General features: G+C 46.0%; 26 protein-coding genes. 23 read left to right on the top strand and 3 right to left on the bottom strand.

Annotated features, from left to right (window positions below; all coding sequences use genetic code 11):
• Positions 1–48 precede the first annotated feature (48 nt).
• From yxdJ to NST22_RS20715, 5 genes are all read left to right on the top strand, one after another.
• A complete protein-coding gene (yxdJ, locus tag NST22_RS20735; RefSeq protein WP_003243527.1) occupies positions 49–738 on the top strand; it encodes a two-component system response regulator YxdJ in 690 nt (229 codons plus the stop codon).
• Positions 735–1,712, top strand: coding sequence for a two-component system sensor histidine kinase YxdK (gene yxdK, locus NST22_RS20730; RefSeq protein ID WP_003243885.1), 978 nt, complete (start codon positions 735–737; stop codon positions 1,710–1,712). The genes yxdJ and yxdK overlap by 4 nt, the downstream gene beginning before the upstream one ends.
• A 143-nt stretch (positions 1,713–1,855) precedes the next feature.
• Complete coding sequence (yxdL, locus tag NST22_RS20725; RefSeq protein ID WP_003243557.1) at positions 1,856–2,629, top strand: ABC transporter ATP-binding protein YxdL; 774 nt, start codon at positions 1,856–1,858, stop codon at positions 2,627–2,629.
• Positions 2,604–4,472, top strand: coding sequence for an ABC transporter permease YxdM (yxdM, locus tag NST22_RS20720; RefSeq protein WP_003244410.1), 1,869 nt, complete (start codon positions 2,604–2,606; stop codon positions 4,470–4,472). Before yxdL ends, yxdM begins: the two co-directional genes overlap by 26 nt.
• Positions 4,473–4,485: 13 nt before the next feature.
• Positions 4,486–4,833, top strand: a complete 348-nt coding sequence (locus tag NST22_RS20715; protein ID WP_003227084.1) for a YxeA family protein — start codon at positions 4,486–4,488, stop codon at positions 4,831–4,833.
• A 40-nt stretch (positions 4,834–4,873) separates the two neighbouring features.
• Here the strand turns inward: NST22_RS20715 and NST22_RS20710 are convergent, their stop codons facing one another.
• On the bottom strand, positions 4,874–5,839 hold the full coding sequence (locus NST22_RS20710) for an iron-hydroxamate ABC transporter substrate-binding protein (RefSeq protein WP_003243725.1): 966 nt from the start codon (positions 5,837–5,839) through the stop codon (positions 4,874–4,876).
• A gap of 177 nt (positions 5,840–6,016) precedes the next feature.
• Between NST22_RS20710 and NST22_RS20705 the strand changes: the two genes are divergently transcribed.
• A complete protein-coding gene (locus tag NST22_RS20705) occupies positions 6,017–6,415 on the top strand; it encodes a hypothetical protein (protein ID WP_003243293.1) in 399 nt (132 codons plus the stop codon).
• A gap of 43 nt (positions 6,416–6,458) precedes the next feature.
• On the opposite strand, the gene NST22_RS20700 is transcribed toward NST22_RS20705, so the two are convergent.
• Both NST22_RS20700 and cotNE read right to left on the bottom strand, forming a co-directional pair.
• Positions 6,459–6,812 carry a hypothetical protein gene (locus NST22_RS20700; protein ID WP_003242469.1) on the bottom strand — a complete coding sequence of 118 codons (354 nt, stop codon included), beginning with the start codon at positions 6,810–6,812 and terminating at the stop codon, positions 6,459–6,461.
• Positions 6,813–7,059: 247 nt separating this feature from the next.
• Positions 7,060–7,425, bottom strand: coding sequence for an inner spore coat protein CotNE (gene cotNE, locus NST22_RS20695; protein WP_003227093.1), 366 nt, complete (start codon positions 7,423–7,425; stop codon positions 7,060–7,062).
• An 88-nt stretch (positions 7,426–7,513) separates the two neighbouring features.
• Between cotNE and NST22_RS20690 the strand changes: the two genes are divergently transcribed.
• The 17 genes from NST22_RS20690 (at position 7,514) to nupC (ending at position 22,682) form a co-directional block, all read left to right on the top strand.
• A complete protein-coding gene (locus tag NST22_RS20690; protein WP_003244165.1) occupies positions 7,514–7,948 on the top strand; it encodes a YxeF family protein in 435 nt (144 codons plus the stop codon).
• Complete coding sequence (locus NST22_RS20685; RefSeq protein WP_003242636.1) at positions 7,929–8,486, top strand: hypothetical protein; 558 nt, start codon at positions 7,929–7,931, stop codon at positions 8,484–8,486. The genes NST22_RS20690 and NST22_RS20685 overlap by 20 nt, the downstream gene beginning before the upstream one ends.
• A gap of 39 nt (positions 8,487–8,525) precedes the next feature.
• Positions 8,526–9,338: a sugar-phosphatase gene (gene yidA / locus NST22_RS20680; protein ID WP_003243315.1), complete on the top strand. Its 813-nt coding sequence runs from the start codon at positions 8,526–8,528 to the stop codon at positions 9,336–9,338.
• A gap of 154 nt (positions 9,339–9,492) precedes the next feature.
• Entirely contained in the window at positions 9,493–10,479 is a 987-nt protein-coding gene (gene yxeI / locus NST22_RS20675) for a penicillin V amidase (protein ID WP_003243495.1), read from the top strand.
• Positions 10,466–10,693, top strand: a complete 228-nt coding sequence (locus tag NST22_RS20670; RefSeq protein WP_003243777.1) for a hypothetical protein — start codon at positions 10,466–10,468, stop codon at positions 10,691–10,693. The genes yxeI and NST22_RS20670 overlap by 14 nt, the downstream gene beginning before the upstream one ends.
• Positions 10,694–10,878: 185 nt before the next feature.
• Complete coding sequence (locus NST22_RS20665) at positions 10,879–12,204, top strand: LLM class flavin-dependent oxidoreductase (protein ID WP_003242500.1); 1,326 nt, start codon at positions 10,879–10,881, stop codon at positions 12,202–12,204.
• A gap of 13 nt (positions 12,205–12,217) precedes the next feature.
• Positions 12,218–12,715, top strand: coding sequence for a sulfur-containing aminoacid acetyltransferase SnaB (snaB, locus tag NST22_RS20660; protein ID WP_003242734.1), 498 nt, complete (start codon positions 12,218–12,220; stop codon positions 12,713–12,715).
• Positions 12,716–12,739: 24 nt separating this feature from the next.
• Positions 12,740–13,534, top strand: coding sequence for an amino acid ABC transporter substrate-binding protein (locus NST22_RS20655; RefSeq protein WP_003227109.1), 795 nt, complete (start codon positions 12,740–12,742; stop codon positions 13,532–13,534).
• Between the two features lie 22 nt (positions 13,535–13,556).
• Positions 13,557–14,231, top strand: a complete 675-nt coding sequence (locus NST22_RS20650; RefSeq protein WP_003243465.1) for an amino acid ABC transporter permease — start codon at positions 13,557–13,559, stop codon at positions 14,229–14,231.
• Between the two features lie 12 nt (positions 14,232–14,243).
• Entirely contained in the window at positions 14,244–14,993 is a 750-nt protein-coding gene (locus tag NST22_RS20645) for an amino acid ABC transporter ATP-binding protein (RefSeq protein WP_003243284.1), read from the top strand.
• Positions 14,994–15,009: 16 nt separating this feature from the next.
• Positions 15,010–16,152, top strand: a complete 1,143-nt coding sequence (sndB, locus tag NST22_RS20640; protein ID WP_003243840.1) for an N-acetyl-sulfur-metabolite deacetylase SndB — start codon at positions 15,010–15,012, stop codon at positions 16,150–16,152.
• Positions 16,149–17,486, top strand: a complete 1,338-nt coding sequence (locus NST22_RS20635; protein WP_003243743.1) for an MmgE/PrpD family protein — start codon at positions 16,149–16,151, stop codon at positions 17,484–17,486. Before sndB ends, NST22_RS20635 begins: the two co-directional genes overlap by 4 nt.
• A 69-nt stretch (positions 17,487–17,555) precedes the next feature.
• Positions 17,556–18,668 carry an ethanolamine utilization protein EutH gene (gene eutH, locus NST22_RS20630; RefSeq protein ID WP_003243423.1) on the top strand — a complete coding sequence of 371 codons (1,113 nt, stop codon included), beginning with the start codon at positions 17,556–17,558 and terminating at the stop codon, positions 18,666–18,668.
• Between the two features lie 72 nt (positions 18,669–18,740).
• Entirely contained in the window at positions 18,741–19,568 is an 828-nt protein-coding gene (locus NST22_RS20625) for a DUF1206 domain-containing protein (RefSeq protein WP_003243667.1), read from the top strand.
• 133 nt (positions 19,569–19,701) lie between these two features.
• Entirely contained in the window at positions 19,702–20,643 is a 942-nt protein-coding gene (deoR, locus tag NST22_RS20620) for a DNA-binding transcriptional repressor DeoR (RefSeq protein ID WP_003227124.1), read from the top strand.
• 105 nt (positions 20,644–20,748) lie between these two features.
• Positions 20,749–21,420: a deoxyribose-phosphate aldolase gene (deoC, locus tag NST22_RS20615; RefSeq protein WP_003244069.1), complete on the top strand. Its 672-nt coding sequence runs from the start codon at positions 20,749–20,751 to the stop codon at positions 21,418–21,420.
• Positions 21,421–21,500: 80 nt separating this feature from the next.
• A complete protein-coding gene (gene nupC, locus NST22_RS20610) occupies positions 21,501–22,682 on the top strand; it encodes a nucleoside permease NupC (protein ID WP_003244143.1) in 1,182 nt (393 codons plus the stop codon).
• Positions 22,683–22,693 lie beyond the last annotated feature (11 nt).

Below are 22,693 nucleotides of genomic sequence, written 5' to 3'. Positions count from 1 at the left end.
AAACGATTATGATGATGGCAGCAGTGTAAGAAACGGGAGTGGTTCAGTTTGAATAAAATCATGATTGTGGAAGACAGTGAAGACATTCGCGGACTATTGCAGAATTACCTTGAAAAATACGGATATCAAACAGTGGTCGCCGCGGATTTTACAGCTGTTCTTGATGTCTTTTTGCGGGAAAAGCCCGATGTGGTGCTGCTTGATATCAATTTGCCGGCATATGACGGATATTATTGGTGCCGGCAGATCCGCCAGCACTCCACAAGCCCGATCATCTTTATTTCTGCCAGAAGCGGGGAAATGGATCAGGTGATGGCGATTGAAAATGGGGGAGACGATTATATCGAAAAACCGTTTTCTTATGATATTGTGCTTGCGAAAATCAAAAGCCAGATCCGGAGGGCGTACGGGGAGTACGCCGCAAAGCAGGGAGAGAAAGTGGTTGAATATGCCGGCGTTCAGCTCTTTGTGGAACGGTTTGAACTGCGTTTTCAGGATGAAAAAAGTGAGCTTTCTAAAAAAGAAAGCAAGCTTTTGGAAGTGCTGCTTGAGCGGGGAGAAAAGGTGACGAGTCGGGACCGTCTCATGGAAAAGACGTGGGACACCGACATATTCATCGATGATAATACACTTAACGTGTATATCACGCGGCTCAGAAAAAAACTGCGGGAGCTGAATGCGCCTGTTTCTATTGAAGCGGTGCGGGGCGAAGGCTACCAGCTGAGGGCGCAGTCATGAAGCTGTTTCTCCGGTCTCATGCAGTGCTGATTCTGCTTTTTCTCCTTCAAGGGCTGTTTGTCTTCTTTTATTACTGGTTTGCGGGTCTTCATTCTTTTTCTCACTTGTTTTACATATTGGGCGTGCAGCTTCTTATTTTGGCGGGCTATCTTGCCTATCGCTGGTACAAAGACCGCGGCGTGTATCATTGGCTCAGCTCGGGGCAGGAAGGGACGGATATCCCGTATCTCGGTTCTTCAGTGTTCTGTTCAGAGCTGTATGAAAAGCAGATGGAGCTGATCCGGCTGCAGCACCAGAAGCTCCATGAGACCGAAGCCAAGCTTGACGCGCGGGTGACGTATATGAATCAATGGGTGCACCAAGTAAAGACGCCGCTGTCGGTCATTAATTTAATCATTCAAGAAGAGGATGAGCCCGTTTTTGAACAAATCAAAAAAGAAGTCCGGCAGATTGAATTCGGGCTGGAGACGCTTCTTTATTCTTCAAGGCTCGACCTGTTTGAACGGGATTTTAAAATCGAAGCGGTTTCCCTGTCCGAGCTTCTCCAATCAGTTATTCAAAGCTATAAACGATTTTTTATTCAATATCGCGTTTATCCGAAAATGAACGTTTGCGATGATCATCAGATTTACACCGATGCCAAATGGCTCAAATTTGCGATTGGCCAAGTGGTCACAAATGCGGTCAAGTATTCAGCGGGCAAGAGTGACAGACTTGAGCTGAATGTCTTCTGCGATGAAGACAGGACGGTGCTTGAAGTCAAAGATTACGGTGTCGGGATTCCCTCACAAGACATCAAGCGGGTGTTTGACCCTTATTACACGGGTGAAAACGGGCGGCGTTTCCAAGAATCTACGGGAATCGGCCTCCATCTCGTCAAAGAAATTACAGATAAGCTCAATCATACGGTGGACATCAGCTCGTCTCCCGGTGAAGGGACATCAGTTCGATTTTCATTTCTTACAAAAATGTAAGGCTGCGTTAAGAAAACAACATAGCCCGCTTTGTTTCCCCTTGATAACATGGATTTATGTCAAGGGGATTTTTATGTTGAACGTCCCGGCACTACATGAAAGCAGCCCAGATCAACAAGAATAAAACCATAAGGAGGATTTTCATGGCGAATATGCTTGAAGTCAAACATATAAATAAAACCTATAAAGGACAAGTGTCCTATCAGGCCTTAAAGCAAATTTCATTTTCAATAGAAGAAGGCGAGTTCACGGCGGTGATGGGGCCGTCCGGGTCCGGAAAAACAACGCTTTTGAATATCATTTCAACGATTGACCGTCCAGATTCAGGCGATATCCTGATTAACGGAGAAAACCCGCATCGCCTGAAGCGGACAAAGCTCGCTCATTTCCGCCGCAAGCAGCTCGGATTTGTGTTTCAGGATTTCAACCTTCTGGATACGCTGACGATCGGTGAAAATATCATGCTGCCGTTAACGCTTGAAAAAGAAGCGCCGTCTGTAATGGAAGAAAAACTGCACGGCATCGCGGCAAAGCTCGGTATCGAAAACCTGCTTAACAAGCGGACGTTTGAAGTATCCGGAGGCCAGCGCCAGCGGGCCGCCATCGCAAGAGCGGTCATTCATAAGCCGTCACTCATTCTGGCCGATGAACCAACTGGAAACCTTGATTCCAAAGCGACAAAAGACGTCATGGAAACGTTGCAGAGCCTGAATCGGGATGATCATGTCACGGCTTTGATGGTGACCCACGATCCGGTTTCGGCAAGCTACTGCCGCCGCGTCATCTTTATAAAAGACGGCGAACTGTTTAATGAGATTTACCGCGGGGAAAACCGCCAAGTATTTTATGAACAAATTCTCGATGTGCTGTCTATGCTGGGGGGAAACGCAAATGACCTTTCTTCAGTTCGCTTATAAAAACGTCACGAGAAACAAAAGGGCCTATCTTGCATTCTTTTTAAGCAGCGCCTTTTCCGTTTTGATTTTCTTTACCTTTGCGATGTTCCTGTTTCATCCGGCATTAAAGGAAGGCTACCTGAATAACATCGCCAAAAAAGGCTTAACCGCCGCGGAATGGATGATCTTTGTTTTTTCTTTCTTATTTGTTCTGTATTCGGTTAATGCATTTTTGAAATCGAGAAATAAAGAATTCGGCATTCTGCTCATGCAGGGCATCACGCCGGGGCAGCTGAGAAAGCTCATTACTGCGGAAAATATGATCATCGGCGTCATGTCAATTGCAGCCGGTATTATCGGAGGATTCATTTTTTCAAAGACGTTCTTTACGGTCGGCGCTTATATTTTAGAAATGGACGCGCTGCCTTTGTATATGCCTTGGAAAGCGCTCGGTATTACGGCCTGCGGATTTCTGCTCTTATTTTTCTTTTTATCGCAGTTTACGATCCTTTTTGTCAGATCAAATACGGTTATCAAATTAATAAAGGGCACTGGCAAGGTTAAACCGGAGCCTAAGCCGTCCGTGCTTCTGTCCTTATTCGGCATCGCCTGTCTGTGCGGCGGGTACGGCATGGTTCTTAAAGGCAATGTCCACGGGGCCGAACCGTTTATCATTTTACTGCTCACCGTTATCGGAACATATTTCTTTTTCAGCCAAAGCAGCATATGGATTCTGCGCGCGCTGAAGAAGTGGAAAACCTTTTATCTGCGCGGGAAAAACATCATTTGGGTTTCTGACCTTGTCTATCGTCTAAAAGACAACGCCCGCCTGTTCTTTATTGTCAGCATTATTTCCGCGGTTGCGTTTACTGCGACAGGCGTGCTCGCAATGTACAAATCGACCGTCGGAGCGGAAGAGTCCGCTTATGAAATGGAGTATTTATCTTACAGCAACAATCCAAAAGAACAGACTCATTTGAAAGATATTGACCATGAACTGAAAACACACGGTTTTACGTATACGAAAGACAAAATAGATGTTTCCTATGTTCGCTATCAGGAAGGAGAAACTGTTCCCCCTGTTTACATGATCAGTGAATCGGATGCGGCAAAATACTTCCATGTCAAAGTGAACGGCCTGAAAGAAGACGAGGCTGTCTATTTCCCGGGAACGTATGACCGCAATTTCAAAAACGAAGCGCCGGATCAGCTGAAGCTGCTGAACCAAAAAGGGGAGCTGTCTGATCAAAAACTGTCGGTAAAAGAAGTCAAAAAACCGCTGATCTCATTGAATGCTATCATCGCGGTGAATGATCAAACCTTTGATCAGCTGAAATCACTCGGTGATAAAGCGTCATTATACGGCTACAGCTATGATCATTGGAAAGACAGTCTTGAGATCAGCCAATCCTTGCAAAATGAGATTTACGGCAATTATATCGACGTGCATTCTGATTTTGCTTCAAAAGCGGGGACTTACTATGATACGGTGCAGCTGCCGAGCCTGAGTCTATTTATCGGCCTGTTTATCGCAATTGTATTCTTTGTCGCGGCAGCAAGTTTCTTATATTTCAGGCTGTTCACTGATTTAGATGAAGACCGGGAGCGCTACCGTTCACTGGCCAAAATCGGCCTGAGTGAGCGAGAAATGGCGCAAAGCGTGACAATACAATTGGCGATTCTTTTCTTCTTTCCATTTGTCATTGCCGTCATGCATACACTGTTTGCCTTGAGAACATTGGCTGTGGAAGGATATTCCGATGTAGCGGGGCCGCTCAGTCTCACCATCGGAGGGTTTTTCATTTTTCAGCTTCTATTCTTCCTCGCGGTGCGGTCAAGCTATTTGAAAAAAATGAACAAGTAAGGGGAGTGCAAAGATGAAAAAAGCAATGGCAATCCTGGCCGTCTTGGCGGCTGCTGCCGTAATATGCGGGCTTCTCTTTTTTCATAACGATGTTACAGACAGATTTAATCCGTTTATTCACCAGCAAGATGTCTATGTTCAGATTGATCGAGATGGCAGACATCTTAGTCCGGGCGGTACTGAATATACATTAGACGGATATAATGCATCCGGGAAAAAAGAAGAAGTGACCTTTTTCGCCGGCAAAGAGCTTCGGAAGAACGCGTATTTGAAGGTGAAGGCGAAAGGAAAGTATGTCGAGACTTGGGAAGAAGTCAAGTTTGAAGATATGCCGGACTCCGTACAGTCAAAATTAAAGTGAATCATAAAAAACGGCACAGCGTCATGACTGTGCCGTTTTTTTATTTTTTATTTTCTTCGGCCCGTTTGATCAGCATGTCGGTGATGATATCCACCTGTTTGCTGACAGAAATCGGGTCGTACGGGTAGAACGAGTCAAAGTCATTGATAAACACGCGATTATGTTTAACAGCGTCAAGATTTTTCCAAATGGAGGAATTCTCCAGCTTGTCGAGTGTTTTGCTTTCGCCTTTCGGGTTGTAATCCGTAATGAACATATAATCTGCGGCATACTCAGGAATAACCTCTTGAGAGAGCTGTTTCATCTCTCCTTTTTTGATGACATCTTGCTCAATTTTTTCAGGCGCTTTTAACCCAAGTGCATTGTATACAGCTTGGCCGCCGCGTCCGCCATTGTCATTGAACACCCAGAATTCGCCCTTGTCTGTGTTTTCATAAATGCCGAAGGTTGCATCTTTGTCGATGACGCCGGCAATTTTCTTCTTAGCTGCTTCCGCTTTTTTGTTAAAGTCAGCCATAAAGGATTTTGCTTGGTCTTTCGCTCCGGCGATATCTCCGAACATGCTGACTGTGTCTTCTACGTTTTTCGCTGTGTTATAAGGTATGACAACAGTCGGAGCGATTTTCTTTAATTTATCAACATTCTCTTCATTCATGACAACAATTAAGTCAGGCTGAAGCTCCATCACTTTTTCAACGCTTATTGGATCACCAACATCCTTCACATTTTTCAGCTTTGATTTTAAAAACGGATTATCAAATGACCATGAGCCTGAGCCGACCACATTGGCCCCGACAGACAGCAATTCACCGGCATAAAAATCAGTGACGATGCGTTTCGGATGTGCAGGAATGTTGACGTTCCCTTTTGGTGATTTGTATGTTCTCATTTCTGTTTTTTCGGAAGCAGAATCGCTTGAGCTCCCTTTAGAAGCCGTGCCGCTGCAAGCGCTGACAAACATGAGAAGCAGCACAAGCATGCCCACGAGCAATATGTTCTTTTTCATCAAGAACCCTCCCACTATGTATCTCAATAGATTAGTAATGATTATCATTATCAATTAATAATATAGCAAGAAACCTGTTCTCCGTCTATCACTATTTTTAAGGGAGAAAGTTTTTCCCGTTTATGGGTGACGCGGTGTGCCTAATCGATTATTATAGGTAAATAGGAGGAGAAAAATATGGGAATTACAAAAAGAGGTGCCGCTTGGGAATGGCTGCATAGCTGGTGGATGCTGTTTATTTTCATGCCTTTTGCCATTACCAGTTTTTTTGCCTTTTTATTTATTGGCATCAAGGTTAGAAATAGAAAGTGGATCATGTACGGCATCATTTATTTTTTCATTTTTGCGTTTGGTTTTGTTTTGCCCGATCTGCCCGGTGTTTTTATTGTGGTCCCGTTATGGGCGGTAACCATTATTCATGGATTTAAAGTGCGCCCGCTGTATTTGATTCAGCTGGATGTCTACAAAGATCATGTGGAGGCGCGGGCTTTTGCCGAGGCAAGAAGTGAAGCCGAGAGCAGATTTCATGCACCGAAACAGTCTATTCAGGATATACATATTCGCAAAGAACAGTAAGAAAAAAAGCTCAACACTCGCATTGTGTTGAGCTTTTTATATGTTACTGCTGGTAGGATTGCTGCTGAAATGTCGTGTTTTGGCCGAATGGAAGTGTAGACACATTCGTATTCATGACGCTGGATTGTCCAGTAAGTTCCTGTTGCATTTGGTTGCACATGTTGACAACCTGCTGGCACTTTTGAATCGCCATGTCATGCCCGTGCAGTGCTTGCTGAATGGTATGTGCAGCTTGTTGTTCGTGGTTTAGAATCTGCTGCAGCATTTGGATGTTTTGCTGTTCCTGATGAAGCATTTGGCGATATTGCTGGCTGCTTTGCTGTGTTTGCTGAATGAGCTGCTGAGCAGTTTGGCGGCATTGGTTCAGCTGCTGCAAGCCGTGTTGTGTATTATGCATGAATGATCCCTCCATGTATCGATTGACGTGAGTCGGTATTATCATGCAACTTGAATGAAAAGAAATTCCGTCAAAGAGGAACTACAATTATTTTCCTCAGCCCCTCTATCTTTGAATGAAAACGGTAAAGATTGTATACTGGGTACAAACCCTTTTTATGTAAATGTTCCGTTTTAACATATAAGAAATGCGGAAAACGAAACCCTGAGATGGGAGAATCGTATTCCGCTTTTTTTCTTTGTTTCGCTCAGAAACCGCCTTCCCCTGCAGTAAATGGGATATTCAGCCGGTTTTCTACTGTACGGAGGCGCTGATTGAGCCGATTTAGGCGGCGTGTATGGCGTTCAACAGCCTGGCTTAACTGATTGACCTGTTCGGCAATCCGTGCAATTTCCCGATTTTGACGGCGGTCTTCGTTTGTCAGACGGGTTAATTCTCTTGACTGCTGTTCATTTTGCCGTTCAAGTGCTGCGATTCTTCTTTCCAATGCCGGCTGTCTGTCCATTTGGTATGGATCGTATACATCCTGCTGCGGATAAGGATTGTACTCATAGTGGCTATAGTAAGGTTCCTGCTGAGGCAGCTGAGGGCTGTAATATTGATAAGGGTTCATGTGATCAGTCTCCTTGTGGGTGAATTCCTTATAACTTATGTAGTCATTGGCACAGTGGCACGGCATTCGCCCAAAAAAGGAGGAAAGAATGGTGATCCCCTTGAGAAACAAATATGGCATTTTGTTTTTAATTGCTGTATGCATCATGGTATCGGGCTGCCAGCAGCAAAAAGAAGAGACGCCGTTTTATTACGGAACGTGGGATGAGGGGCGTGCCCCCGGGCCAACGGACGGTGTGAAATCAGCAACAGTCACATTTACCGAAGACGAGGTTGTGGAAACGGAAGTGATGGAAGGAAGAGGAGAGGTACAGCTGCCTTTTATGGCATACAAGGTGATTTCCCAAAGCACTGACGGGTCTATCGAGATTCAGTACCTCGGCCCTTATTATCCGCTCAAAAGCACGCTGAAAAGAGGAGAAAACGGGACATTGATATGGGAGCAAAATGGACAGAGAAAAACGATGACAAGAATCGAATCAAAGACCGGCAGGGAGGAGAAAGATGAGAAATCAAAAAGCTGAAAGACTGGTGGCAGCGGGGCTTGTTTTACATATCATTCAATGGATATTTATATTATGGGCTTTTCTCAAAGTCAAACATTTATTTAGTGACTATACGATCTATAACCCTAATGTCATCAGCGGCTCCATGCAGTCCTTATCGTTTATACAAATGATGCGCGCTATGATGTACTCAGGGGCAATCGTGAATTATGTTTTGTTTTTTGCCCTTGTATTGCTGATTTATGGCATAGTGCTTCATGCCATCCTGATCGTTCTGGAAATGGCGGCTTACGTCATGATCAGACGGAATCCATCATCTTCATGGGGGTTCTTTTTCATCGCGGCGGGTGTGAAGCTTGCCATCTTGAATATAACCGGCATTCCTTTTCTAGCTGCCGGCTTTCTGCTGATGAAACAGAAAAAAGCAGAAAACGGCGTCAAGGCAGAAAGAAAGCGGAAACCGCGCTTGCGTATCCGAAGACAAGGGCGGCGTCTAAACAGAATCCGGAGAAAACCATCTCTTCCGGTTGAATATCAAAAAGAAAAAACGATATGATGGGACTATAGCCTGAAAACGACATGAAGGAGATGCAGGATGTACAAACTAATTGCAATTGATATGGATGGAACACTTTTAAATGATCATCATGAAGTAACAGAGGAGGTCCGCGACGCCCTTCACGCGGCAAAAGCGGAAGGTGTCAAAATTGTGCTTTGCACCGGCCGGCCTATCGGGGGTGTGCAGAGATATTTAGATGAACTGAATTTAATTGAAGAAGGCGACTATGTTATTGCGTATAATGGAGCACTTGTTCAAAATACGCATACAAATGAAGTGGTCTCAGAGCTGTCTCTCGGTTATGATGATTTGACTTCATTATATGACCTGAGCTTAGAGCTGAAGACGCCGATGCATTTCTTTGACTCATCTAATTTGTATACGCCTAACCGGGATATTAGCGAATTTACCGTATACGAATCCTATGTGACACAGGTGCCGCTTCATTTCCGCAAGATTGACGAGGTGCCAAAAGATATCCTCATCCCGAAAGTGATGTTTATTGATAAACCGGAGAACTTAAGCCGCGTCATTACATCGATTCCAAAAGACGTGAGAGAAAAATATACAATGGTCAGAAGCGCGCCTTTCTTTTATGAAATTCTGCACTCGGAAGCCAGCAAAGGAAATGCTGTACGCCAGCTGGCTCAGCTGCTTGGAATTGAACAGGCGGAAGTCATGTGCATAGGCGACAACGGGAACGACCTGACAATGATCGAATGGGCGGGCTGCGGGGTTGCCATGGCAAACGCCATCCCAGAAGTATTGGAAGCAGCAAACTTTCAAACACGCTCCAATAATGAACATGGCGTTGCACATGCGATTCACGAGCTTGTTTTGGCTAAATAATAAAAAATCCAGCCTTCTAAAGGCTGGATTTTTTCGTTTTATTTGATGTAATGTCAATTCTTTGACGAATCGATTTGACTTTCGTTATGCTGATAAAACCAATTCGTTCACAATATGTATGATATTAATCTGAATTGAAAAGGGGACTGATCAAATGTGCACAAGTCTTACATTGGAAACTGCTGACCGTAAACATGTATTAGCAAGAACAATGGATTTTGCATTTCAGCTGGGGACAGAGGTGATTCTCTATCCGCGCCGTTACAGCTGGAACAGTGAAGCTGACGGAAGGGCCCATCAGACACAGTACGCGTTTATCGGTATGGGGAGAAAACTTGGAAATATATTATTTGCCGACGGCATTAATGAAAGCGGTTTATCTTGTGCGGCGCTTTATTTTCCGGGCTATGCGGAGTACGAAAAAACGATACGGGAAGATACCGTTCACATTGTCCCGCATGAGTTTGTGACATGGGTGCTGTCAGTCTGTCAGTCTTTGGAAGACGTAAAAGAAAAGATTCGATCTTTAACGATTGTAGAGAAAAAATTAGATCTATTGGATACAGTTTTACCGCTTCACTGGATATTGTCAGACCGGACGGGCCGAAACCTGACGATAGAACCAAGAGCAGACGGCCTCAAAGTCTATGATAATCAACCTGGTGTCATGACGAACAGCCCCGACTTTATATGGCATGTAACCAATCTGCAGCAATATACAGGAATCAGACCGAAGCAATTAGAGAGCAAAGAGATGGGCGGATTAGCCCTTTCTGCTTTTGGCCAAGGCTTAGGAACTGTTGGTCTGCCGGGGGATTATACACCGCCTTCCCGGTTTGTCAGAGCTGTTTATTTGAAAGAACATCTAGAGCCGGCGGCCGATGAAACGAAAGGTGTAACAGCCGCTTTTCAAATTTTGGCAAATATGACGATACCAAAGGGCGCAGTGATAACGGAAGAAGACGAAATTCATTATACGCAATATACTTCCGTGATGTGCAACGAAACTGGAAACTACTATTTCCACCACTATGACAATCGGCAAATCCAAAAAGTAAATTTATTTCATGAAGACCTTGACTGTTTGGAGCCTAAAGTGTTTTCCGCTAAAGCAGAAGAGAGTATTCATGAGCTTAATTAATTCACATCAATCAGCTGATTCCGGTTTGAATATCTGGAGTCAGCTGTTTTTTTATACAATCGTTACGGCGTCTGAATGGATAGGCGGTTTGCAAAAGCGAAGAAAAGGCAAAGGAAATGGCGAAATCTTATATGAAATTATTGGAAGAAAACTGAGTCTTTGCTTCATTAGACTCAGTTTTCTTGCCGATATAGAGGTTGCACTAGTTGAATGAATCAATGCCGTTCCCTCATGGTCACGCAAGGGTCTTTTCGCTTGAATAGAAAAAATTAATCTTAACTCATTGACAAACGTCCAAGACAAAGGTACATTTTGATTTATTCATATTAAACGACTAGGAATATAGGAGTTTATTTTTCGGATTATTCAGCCTAAAAACATGATAAAAGGAGTATCGCCATGACAAGCAAAAAGAAACAAATCAAATTAGGGGTATTTTTAGCAGGTACAGGCCATCATGTTGCGTCTTGGCGGCACCCGGACGCGCCGTCAGATGCGAGCATGAATTTGGATTATTTTAAAGAGCTTGCGAAAACAGCGGAGCGAGGCAAGCTGGATATGCTGTTTTTAGCGGACAGCCTTTCAATTGACAGCAAATCACATCCAAATGTATTAACAAGGTTTGAGCCATTCACCCTGCTCTCTGCTTTGGCGCAGGTCACATCAAAAATCGGACTGACAGCAACAGCCTCCACTACATACAGCGAGCCATTCCATATTGCCAGACAGTTTGCGTCATTGGATCATCTGTCCAATGGCCGTGCCGGATGGAACGTCGTCACTTCATCTATTGAATCAACAGCGCTGAATTTCAGCGGTGAAAAGCACCTTGAACACCATTTGCGCTATCAGCGGGCAGAGGAATTTGTCGAGATTGTAAAGGGGCTTTGGGATTCATGGGAAGAGGACGCCTTTATCCGTAATAAAGAAACGGGTGAATTCTTTGACAAAGAAAAAATGCATGAGCTGAACCACAAAGGAGAATATTTCTCGGTTCGCGGACCTCTAAACGTTTCAAGAACCCCGCAGGGCCAGCCGGTCATTATCCAGGCAGGATCATCAGGAGACGGAAAAGCGCTGGCTGCCAAAACAGCCGAAGTGATCTTCACAGCACAAAACCACCTGGAATCAGCTCAAGAATTTTATCAATCCATTAAAGAACAGGCTGCGGAATTCGGACGTGATCCAGAAAAAATTGCCATTATGCCGGGTATTTTCCCAATCATTGCCGATACAGAAGAAGCAGCGCAAGCCAAATACAAGGAGCTCCAAGATCTGATTATCCCATCTGTCGGTCTGCAAATTCTCCAAAATTACTTAGGCGGAATTGATTTGTCGGCATATCCGCTTGATGGGCCGCTGCCGAAGCTTGACGCCGAAGCTTCCAATGCGGTGAAGAGCCGCTTCAAGCTTGTTCAGGAGATGGCTGAACGTGACAATATGACGATACGAGAGCTTTACAAATACGTTGCAGGCTCCAGAGGCCACCATATCTTCGTCGGCACGCCGGAGCAGCTCGCCGACAAGATGCAGGAATGGGTGGATACGAAAGCGTGTGACGGGTTTAACATCATGCCTCCGCTTCTTCCAGAAGGAATTGAAGTGTTTGTTGATCAAGTGGTTCCGATTTTACAGGAGCGCGGCGTGTTCAGAAAAGAATATGAAGGCACAACATTACGAGAGCACTTCGGTTTGGAAAAGCCGGTAAACCGCTATGCAAAGTAAGGAGGAACGCTAGATGAAGCCACGATACCGCCTTGCAGTTGAACGTGATGCCGAACAGCTTCTCGAGCTGACATTGCGGGCTTATGAACCGATTCGAAAGCTCGGCATTCGTTTTGCTGCTGCTCATGCGGATTTGGATTTGGTGCTGAAAAATATTCGGGAAAATGCTTGCTACGTCATGGAAGAAGACGGGCGGATCATCGCGACCATCACCTTGAGAATGCCTTGGGGAAAACAGCCGGGACCGTATGGCGTTCCGCATATCTGGTGGTTTGCTGTGGACCCCGACACCGGTAAAAAAGGAATCGGAACAAAGCTGCTTCAATGGCTGGAGGAAACAATCCTTCGCGATACGTTAAAGGTTCCGTTTGTCTCACTCGGAACAGCGGATAAGCATCCGTGGCTGATTGAGATGTACGAACGAAAAGGATATGTCCGCTCAGGTGAACAAGACCTTGGAAAAGGGCATATCACAGTCTATATGAAAAAACAATTGCGACATGATCTATAAAAATAGAAAAGGCGGGAAAATCAAATGAAGATGAAAAAATGGACAGTGCTGGTCGTTGCTGCATTATTAGCGGTGCTCTCAGCTTGCGGCAATGGAAACAGCAGCAGTAAAGAGGATGACAATGTGCTTCATGTCGGTGCGACAGGACAAAGTTACCCATTTGCTTATAAAGAAAACGGAAAGCTGACAGGCTTTGACGTGGAAGTGATGGAAGCAGTCGCTAAGAAAATTGACATGAAACTGGACTGGAAGCTGCTTGAATTCAGCGGGCTGATGGGAGAGCTTCAAACAGGCAAGCTTGACACCATTTCCAACCAGGTAGCTGTGACAGACGAACGTAAGGAAACGTATAACTTTACGAAACCATACGCTTATGCGGGAACACAGATTGTCGTCAAAAAAGACAATACAGACATCAAATCAGTAGACGATTTAAAAGGCAAGACAGTCGCAGCCGTTCTCGGTTCAAACCACGCGAAAAACCTTGAAAGCAAAGATCCTGATAAAAAAATCAATATCAAAACGTACGAAACACAAGAGGGTACGCTGAAGGATGTTGCGTACGGCCGTGTAGACGCTTATGTCAACAGCCGAACTGTATTGATCGCGCAAATCAAGAAGACCGGTTTGCCATTAAAGCTTGCAGGAGATCCGATTGTTTACGAACAGGTTGCATTCCCATTTGCCAAGGACGATGCGCACGACAAGCTCCGCAAAAAAGTCAATAAGGCCCTAGATGAATTGCGTAAAGACGGAACACTGAAAAAACTCTCTGAAAAATACTTTAATGAAGATATCACAGTAGAACAGAAGCATTAAGAAACGGCGGTGACTCACCAGAATGAACACGATTGATTGGGAATTCATGATATCAGCGTTCCCGACTTTAATTCAGGCCCTTCCGATCACCTTGTTTATGGCAATAGCAGCTATGATTTTTGCCATTATCGGAGGACTTATTCTCGCACTCATTACAAAAAACAAAATTCCAGTGCTTCATCAGCTGTCAAAGCTGTATATATCCTTTTTCCGAGGCGTGCCGACACTTGTACAGCTGTTCTTAATCTATTACGGGCTGCCGCAGCTATTTCCAGAGATGAGCAAAATGACAGCTCTCACAGCTGCCATCATCGGGTTAAGCTTAAAAAACGCAGCTTATTTGGCAGAAATCTTCCGGGCCGCCCTCAATTCTGTTGATGACGGGCAGCTGGAGGCGTGCCTGTCTGTCGGTATGACAAAATTTCAGGCATACAGACGGATTATTTTGCCGCAAGCGATCCGAAATGCGATTCCGGCAACGGGCAATACATTTATCGGGCTCCTGAAAGAAACGTCACTGGCCTTTACATTAGGGGTCATGGAGATGTTCGCCCAAGGGAAGATGTACGCTTCAGGAAACCTCAAATATTTTGAGACGTATTTGGCGGTTGCGATCGTCTATTGGGTTCTTACCATTATCTACAGCATTTTGCAGGACTTGTTTGAACGTGCCATGAGCAAGCCATACCGGACTTAGAGGTGAAATCAGTTGATAACAGTAAAAAATATTCGCAAAGCGTTTAAAGATCTCGTCGTGCTCGACGGAATCGATCTAGAAGTGAAACGCGGAGAAGTGGTGGCAATCATCGGTCCGTCCGGTTCCGGAAAATCAACGCTTCTCCGGTGCTTAAATCTATTAGAGCGTCCGGATCAAGGCCTTATTGAAATCGGAGAAGCCAAACTGAATGCGGAAAAGTTTACACGCAAGGAAGCACATCGGCTTCGCCAGCAAACGGCCATGGTCTTTCAAAACTACAATCTGTTTAAAAATAAAACGGCTCTGCAAAACATTACAGAAGCTTTAATCGTGGCTCAACATAAACCACGCGACGAAGCGAAACGTATTGGAATGGAGATTCTGAAACAAGTCGGTCTGGAGCATAAGGCTGACAGCTATCCAATCACAATGTCCGGCGGCCAGCAGCAGCGAATCGGCATTGCGCGGGCGCTTGCGGTCAATCCGCATGCGATTTTGCTGGATGAACCAACGTCAGCGCTTGACCCTGAGCTCGTCACAGGGGTGCTTCAGGTCATCAAGTCCATTGCGGAAAAACAAACAACGATGATCATTGTTACACACGAAATGGCGTTTGCAAAAGAGGTTGCTGATCAAGTGATTTTTATGGCAGACGGCCATATTATCGAGCAGGGAACGCCAGAGGAACTGTTTGACCATCCGAAAAACGAACGGACGAAACGATTTATCAAGCAGGTGGGAGAGCCTGCAGAGCTTATATAAGAAGGGGAGAAGAACAATGGCCGACAAAGCGTTTCATACCCGTTTAATCAATATGCGGCGTGATCTTCATGAACATCCTGAACTGTCATTTCAAGAGGTTGAAACGACGAAAAAAATCCGCCGTTGGCTTGAGGAGGAGCAAATCGAAATACTTGATGTCCCTCAATTGAAGACTGGTGTGATTGCAGAAATCAAAGGACGGGAAGACGGCCCCGTGATAGCAATACGAGCGGACATTGACGCGCTCCCGATCCAAGAACAGACGAATCTTCCATTTGCATCTAAGGTTGATGGCACAATGCATGCGTGCGGACACGATTTTCATACTGCTTCTATTATTGGCACAGCGATGTTGCTGAATCAAAGAAGGGCCGAGCTGAAAGGTACAGTCCGCTTTATCTTTCAGCCGGCCGAAGAAATTGCCGCAGGAGCAAGAAAGGTTCTAGAAGCTGGCGTACTTAATGGCGTTTCTGCGATTTTCGGCATGCACAATAAGCCGGATCTGCCTGTCGGGACCATTGGTGTAAAGGAAGGTCCGCTCATGGCAAGTGTTGACCGATTTGAGATCGTCATCAAAGGGAAAGGCGGGCACGCCGGCATCCCAAATAACAGTATTGATCCAATCGCTGCAGCCGGACAAATCATCAGCGGGCTGCAATCTGTGGTCAGCCGCAATATCAGCTCACTGCAAAACGCAGTCGTCAGTATCACAAGAGTACAGGCGGGCACCTCGTGGAACGTAATTCCAGACCAAGCTGAAATGGAGGGGACGGTTCGAACCTTTCAAAAAGAAGCGAGGCAGGCTGTTCCCGAGCATATGAGACGAGTGGCTGAAGGAATTGCAGCGGGCTATGGGGCACAAGCAGAATTCAAGTGGTTTCCTTATTTGCCTTCCGTTCAGAATGACGGCACATTTTTGAATGCGGCATCCGAAGCTGCGGCACGGCTTGGCTATCAAACCGTTCACGCTGAGCAGTCTCCGGGCGGAGAAGACTTCGCTCTGTATCAAGAGAAGATTCCGGGATTTTTTGTCTGGATGGGAACGAACGGGACGGAGGAGTGGCATCATCCGGCCTTTACACTGGATGAAGAAGCCCTTACGGTTGCCTCTCAATACTTTGCGGAGCTGGCGGTTATTGTATTGGAGACCATCAAATGAGCAAACAAGGGCTGACAGCAGGTCTTGCAGAGGCTGTGAGAACGTCACAACCTGAGCATTCAGTTGACGCGATTCACGAAGCAAAAAAGGGATTACTTGATTTTACTGCCGCTTCATTCGCAGGAAGAGAAGATAAAGGAATTCAAAAGCTCCTCCGTCTGATAGAGGATGAAGGAGGCCGGCCCCTTGTTCCTGTTATCGGACAGGGCAAAAAGGCCGCGCCATTACAATCCGCGATGCTCAATGGATTTATCGCCCATGCATTGGATTTTGATGATGTCCACTCCGATGTAAGAGGACACCCCAGTGCAGTCATCGTACCGGCCCTTATTGCTTCTGCCGCTCGCGGACATGACGAGCGGCTTCTTGGCGCTTATGTTGTTGGTGTTGAAGTGATGGCACGGCTGGGAGAATCAATTGGCAGCCGCCACTATGAGAAGGGCTGGCATAATACAGGTACGCTTGGTGCCATCGCTGCTGCCTGCGCCGTAGGTTATGCTGAGGAGCTGACTCAGGAAGAGTTGGAAAAAGCAATTGGTTTTGCGGCTACGCAATCTGCTGGGATGAGGGTGCAATTTGGAACAGAAATGAAACCGCTGCACGCCGGTTTGGCGGCTCAGGCTGGCTTGCTGGCCGTTAAGCTGGCCCAATCAGAATTTGGCGGGTCCCGCACGGCACTTGATGGAGAAACTGGTTTCTTCAGTCTGTACGGTGACGTTGAGAAAGCACAACACACTTTGCTAAACGATTGGGGGGCACCGTGGAGAATTGTGCAGCCGGGTCTATGGTTTAAAATCTATCCATTTTGTTCCGCGGCACACCATGCTGCAGATGCGGTACGACAGCTTATCTCCGAAGAAACCATTTCTGCTGCCAATACCGAACGTATTGAAGTGATATTTCCGCCAGGCGGAGATGCTGCATTGACGGAAAGATCTCCAAAAGCTGGAGAGGAAGGCCGTTTCAGCGTTGAATATGTGATTGCTCTTGCTTTGCATGGACACGGCCTGACCGTTGAACATTTCAGCAGCCAGCCGATCCCAAACGGGGTTCAAACGACAATGGGGCGAATTCAGCGCGTATATGACAATGCTATTCAGCCGGCTCCTCATGCCGTTCCAAAAGGCCGTTTCACGATTGTCCGGGCCTATTTATCAGACGGCCGGATTTGCGAAGCGCGTGTGGACTGCCCAAAAGGGGCACCAGGAAATGAGCTGTCTGAAGAAGACATAATAGAAAAATTGACATTAACGGTCCCGCAAGAAAAAGCGCGACGCATTATAACAGCCGTTGAAAAAGCCGATATAAAAGAATTTTTAGCTCATATTGAATAAGATCAACTCTATTCGGTGATTTCAGATGATATGATAAAACCAATCATACGTTTGAAAAAGGAGAAAACCATGACGGTGAATGACGCGGTTGTATTCATTTTGGCTGCCTTTTTACTATGGGGAGCAGCGGATTATTGTTTGGGAAACAGATGGGGGCTAGGCGAGCGGTTTGCGGACGGCTTTAAGGCTATGGGGCCGCTGGCGCTGTCCATGATCGGAATTGTATCGCTGGCGCCCGTGCTGGCAGCAATCTTGATTCCCATTGTTGCTCCGTTTTACACAGCGATTGGCGCGGATCCTTCTTCCTTTGCGAACACCATTTTGGCGATTGATATGGGAGGATATGCGCTGGCTGGAGAAATGGCGAAAGATCCGCAGGCCGGGCTGTTTTCATGGGTGTTTTTAGGAACAATGATGGGGCCGGCAATCGTCTTCACGATTCCCGTCGCTCTTGGCATCATCGAAAAAGAGGATCATCCGTATTTTGCGAAAGGCATATTAATCGGGCTGTGCACAGTGCCGATCGGTTGCTTAATCGGCGGATTATGCGCAGGCTTTGACATCGGCATGATAGGTAAAAATCTTCTGATCCCGAGTCTGTTATCTGCTGTCATCGCTTTTGGGTTATGGCGATACACCGACAGAATGATTCAGTTGTTTCATCTCTTCGGGAAAGCGGTCAGTATGGTTGCGATTATCGGGCTTGCAGCTGTTTCTGTTGAAACGATGACCGGCATTGTGCTGATTCCGGGAATGGAGAATGTCGAGACAGGGATACAAACGACAGGGACCATCGCCATTGCTCTGGCAGGGGCGTTCCCGATGACGGCATTTATTACAAAAACCTTTAAAAAACCGCTTCAGGCTCTGGGGAAATGCCTTCATTTAGATGAGACAGCAACAGCAGGCTTAGTGACCTCTTTGGCGCATCATATCCCAATGCTGGCTTCATTAAAGGATATGACGCCGAGAGGAAAGGTCATCAATGTCGCGTTTGCGGTCAGCGGCGCCTTTGTACTCGGCAGCCATCTCGGTTTTGTAGCTGGAATGAAAAAAGAAATGGCGGCGGCCATGATCATTGGGAAATTAGCAGGCGGAGTCACAGCTGCCGCAGCGGCTGCTTGGATGACACCTGCACAATCAGCTAAACAGCAAAAACGTATCTCAGCCAGCCATAGCTGAGGCAGGAGCTGTTTCAACTTTGTTCAATCGGGAATGTTACAGTAAAGATTTCTGTGAAAGAGGGTTGGACACATGGCGGTGAAAGACCGGTACATGTCAAAAATAAAACAGGAAACCAAGCCTTGGATCAAACGATTCGGGAGGCTTGGTTATTTTGCATTCGGCGGCGTTTTTATTCTGCTTGGGGTTTTGGCTTTTATGACGGCTGCCGGGGCAGGCCGCGCCAAAGATTCGAGCGGAGCTCTCCAAACGCTATCACGCATGCCGTATGGGTCACTATTGCTTTTTTTTATAGGCATCGGCCTTATCGGCTATGTGATCTGGATGGTGTTAAGCGCGATCAAGGACACGGAGGGGCACGGAAACAGCAGGCGAGGCCTGTCGCGGAGAATAGGAAACTTTTTCAGTGCCGCTGTTTACACATCCATCGCTTGGAATGCCTTGCGATTTGTGTTTGGCCAAGGGGACGGCGGCACTTCAGAACAGACGTGGTCCGCTTATGTATTGGCGCAGCCGTTCGGCCAATGGCTCACAGGGCTTACGGGTGCGGGTTTTATCGTATTTGCGATTGTTCAATTTATGAAAGGCGTTCGGGCTGCTTTTATGAAAGAATTCGATACATCAAAAATGAACAAACAGATGATATGCATCACGAAAAACACAGGACGCGCAGGCAATATCGCCCGGGCCATTATTTTCTCGGCTATCGGCTATTTTCTCATCAAGACAGCCATGACCGCTGATCCCGACGACACAAGAGGCTTTGACGGCGCGCTCGCAGAACTCGCGCAGCAGCCGCATGGCAAATTGATTCTGTCTATATTGGCATTAGGCCTGATCCTATATGGAATGTACGCCATTATGAAAGGCATTTATCAGCATATGACTTGGGAGAAGTAAGCTCTGGGCAGGTCCGCGCCCAGAGCGTTTTTCAGTTTCTTAGAAATCAGGTGGATGAAAGCCGGCGCCAGCCTGTATAATAAAAGCAAATCAAAAGCAGTTTTATCAGGACTGATCCACAGGGAGGTGCAGAATGGATCGGGAAAAACAGCAATTAAGCATAGAAGCGGCAAGGCTTTACTATCAGTCTGACTACAGTCAGCAGCAAATTGCTGAGCAGCTCAACATTTCAAGGCCAACCGTTTCCCGGCTGCTGCAATATGCAAAGGAAAAAGGGTATGTCCAGATTCGCGTCATGGACCCTTTTGAGGATTTGGATGCGCTCGGTTCCATACTTGAAGAGAAATACGGGCTCCTTGAGGCGCATGTTGTGTTTTCCCCGACACCCGATTATGCAGGAATTACACATGACCTAAGCCGCTATGGTGCAGAATATATGCATGAAACGGTAAAAGACGGCGACATTGTCGGCGTCAGCTGGGGAACCACCATGTATCAAATCGCGCAAAACATGCAGCCGAAGCAGGTAAAAGGCGTCGAGGTCGTCCAGCTGAAAGGCGGCATCAGCCATTCCCGGGTAAACACGTATTCGGCTGAAACGATTCAGCTGTTTGCAGAGGCTTTTCAAACGATGCCGCGCTATCTCCCGCTTCCCGTCGTGTTTGATAATGCGGATGTGAAGCGAATGGTGGAGAAAGACCGTCATATTGAACGGATCATTGAGATGGGCAAGCAGGCGAATATCGCTCTCTTTACGGTCGGGACTGTCCGTGATGAAGCGCTGTTGTTTCGGCTCGGATATTTTAACGAAGAAGAGAAAGCCCTGCTGAAAAAACAGGCCGTCGGGGATATTTGTTCACGCTTTTTTGATGCGAAAGGGAATATTTGCAGCAGCGCCATCAATGACCGGACCATCGGTGTTGAGCTTCAAGACCTTAGACTGAAGGAACGCTCCATTTTAGTTGCCGGCGGAAGCAGAAAAGTATCTTCCATTCACGGAGCATTAACCGGAAAATATGCCAACGTTTTAATCATTGACCAGCATACCGCGAGGGCGCTTGTTAATGATTTGTGACACGTTCAAACCTTTCATTGAACAAAATTTCAATTACCAATTTACATATGTTCAAAAGTCGGTTATGCTAAAAAATATCTTAACAAAAAAGGAAGTGTGCGAAGGATGTCATTAGCCAACATAATTGATCATACAGCTTTGAAACCGCATACACAAAAAGCGGACATTCTAAAACTAATTGAAGAAGCGAAAACATACAAATTTGCTTCAGTATGTGTCAATCCGACATGGGTGGAGCTTGCTGCAAAAGAGCTTAAGGGAACTGGAGTCGACGTTTGTACGGTCATCGGCTTCCCGCTCGGTGCCAATACAACTGAAACAAAAGCGTTCGAAACAAAAGACGCCATTTCAAAAGGCGCCACTGAAGTGGATATGGTCATTAATATTGCCGCTTTAAAAGACAAGGAAGACGATGTGGTGGAAGCTGATATCCGCGGTGTAGTGGAAGCTGTAGCCGGAAAAGCGCTTGTCAAAGTCATTATCGAAACGTGCCTTCTGACTGATGAAGAAAAAGAACGTGCATGCCGTTTAGCGGTGTCTGCGGGAGCGGATTTCGTAAAAACATCAACAGGCTTTTCTACAGGCGGCGCAACGAAGGAAGATATCGCCTTAATGCGCAAAACAGTAGGGCCTGATATCGGCGTGAAAGCATCTGGCGGCGTCAGAACGAAAGAAGATGTAGACACAATGGTAGAGGCCGGAGCAAGCCGAATTGGCGCCAGCGCAGGCGTTTCTATCGTAAAAGGAGAAAATGCATCAGGCGGAGACAACTATTAAGAGCTGACGGAAGGCAGACTGCTTTCCGTTTTCTGAGGAAACAGTAATTGTAAGCGAATACAAATAAAGGAGAAACACATATGAAGTATTTGATTGGGATTATCGGTTTAATCGTGTTTTTAGGCCTCGCGTGGATCGCGAGCAGCGGCAAAAAAAGAATTAAGATCCGCCCAATTGTTGTTATGCTCATTTTGCAATTTATTCTTGGCTACATTCTCCTCAATACCGGAATAGGGAATTTCCTCGTGGGAGGATTTGCAAAAGGATTCGGTTACCTGCTTGAATACGCGGCAGAGGGAATTAACTTTGTGTTTGGCGGCTTGGTGAATGCGGACCAAACGACATTCTTTATGAATGTTCTCTTGCCAATCGTGTTTATTTCCGCTCTGATCGGGATTCTGCAAAAGTGGAAAGTCCTCCCGTTTATCATTAGATATATCGGCCTTGCCCTCAGCAAGGTAAACGGTATGGGAAGATTGGAATCGTATAACGCAGTGGCTTCTGCGATTTTAGGGCAGTCAGAAGTATTTATCTCCTTGAAGAAAGAACTCGGTCTTTTAAATCAGCAGCGCTTGTACACGCTTTGCGCATCTGCGATGTCAACTGTATCAATGTCGATTGTCGGTGCGTATATGACAATGCTGAAACCGGAATATGTTGTAACAGCGCTTGTTTTGAACTTATTTGGCGGTTTCATTATCGCTTCTATTATCAATCCGTACGAGGTTGCAAAAGAAGAGGATATGCTTCGTGTTGAGGAAGAAGAAAAACAATCCTTCTTCGAAGTGCTCGGAGAATACATTCTTGACGGTTTCAAAGTAGCGGTTGTCGTCGCTGCGATGCTGATTGGATTTGTCGCGATTATTGCATTGATCAATGGCATTTTTAATGCAGTATTCGGTATTTCGTTCCAAGGCATTCTTGGATATGTGTTTGCTCCATTCGCTTTTCTTGTCGGTATCCCATGGAATGAAGCTGTTAATGCGGGAAGCATTATGGCAACAAAAATGGTATCGAATGAATTTGTCGCCATGACGTCGCTTACGCAAAACGGTTTCCATTTCAGCGGCCGTACAACAGCGATCGTATCGGTATTCCTTGTGTCATTTGCGAACTTCTCCTCAATCGGAATCATTGCCGGTGCCGTAAAAGGACTGAATGAAAAGCAAGGAAATGTCGTCGCTCGTTTCGGCTTGAAATTATTATACGGTGCTACGCTTGTCAGCTTTTTATCAGCAGCAATTGTGGGCTTGATTTACTGAACTTAATCGAA

This window comes from Bacillus sp. PS237, from assembly GCF_037963345.1.
In the GTDB taxonomy this organism is placed as follows: Bacteria; Bacillota; Bacilli; order Bacillales; family Bacillaceae; genus Bacillus; species Bacillus subtilis.
This window is presented reverse-complemented; position numbering and strand designations above follow the sequence as displayed.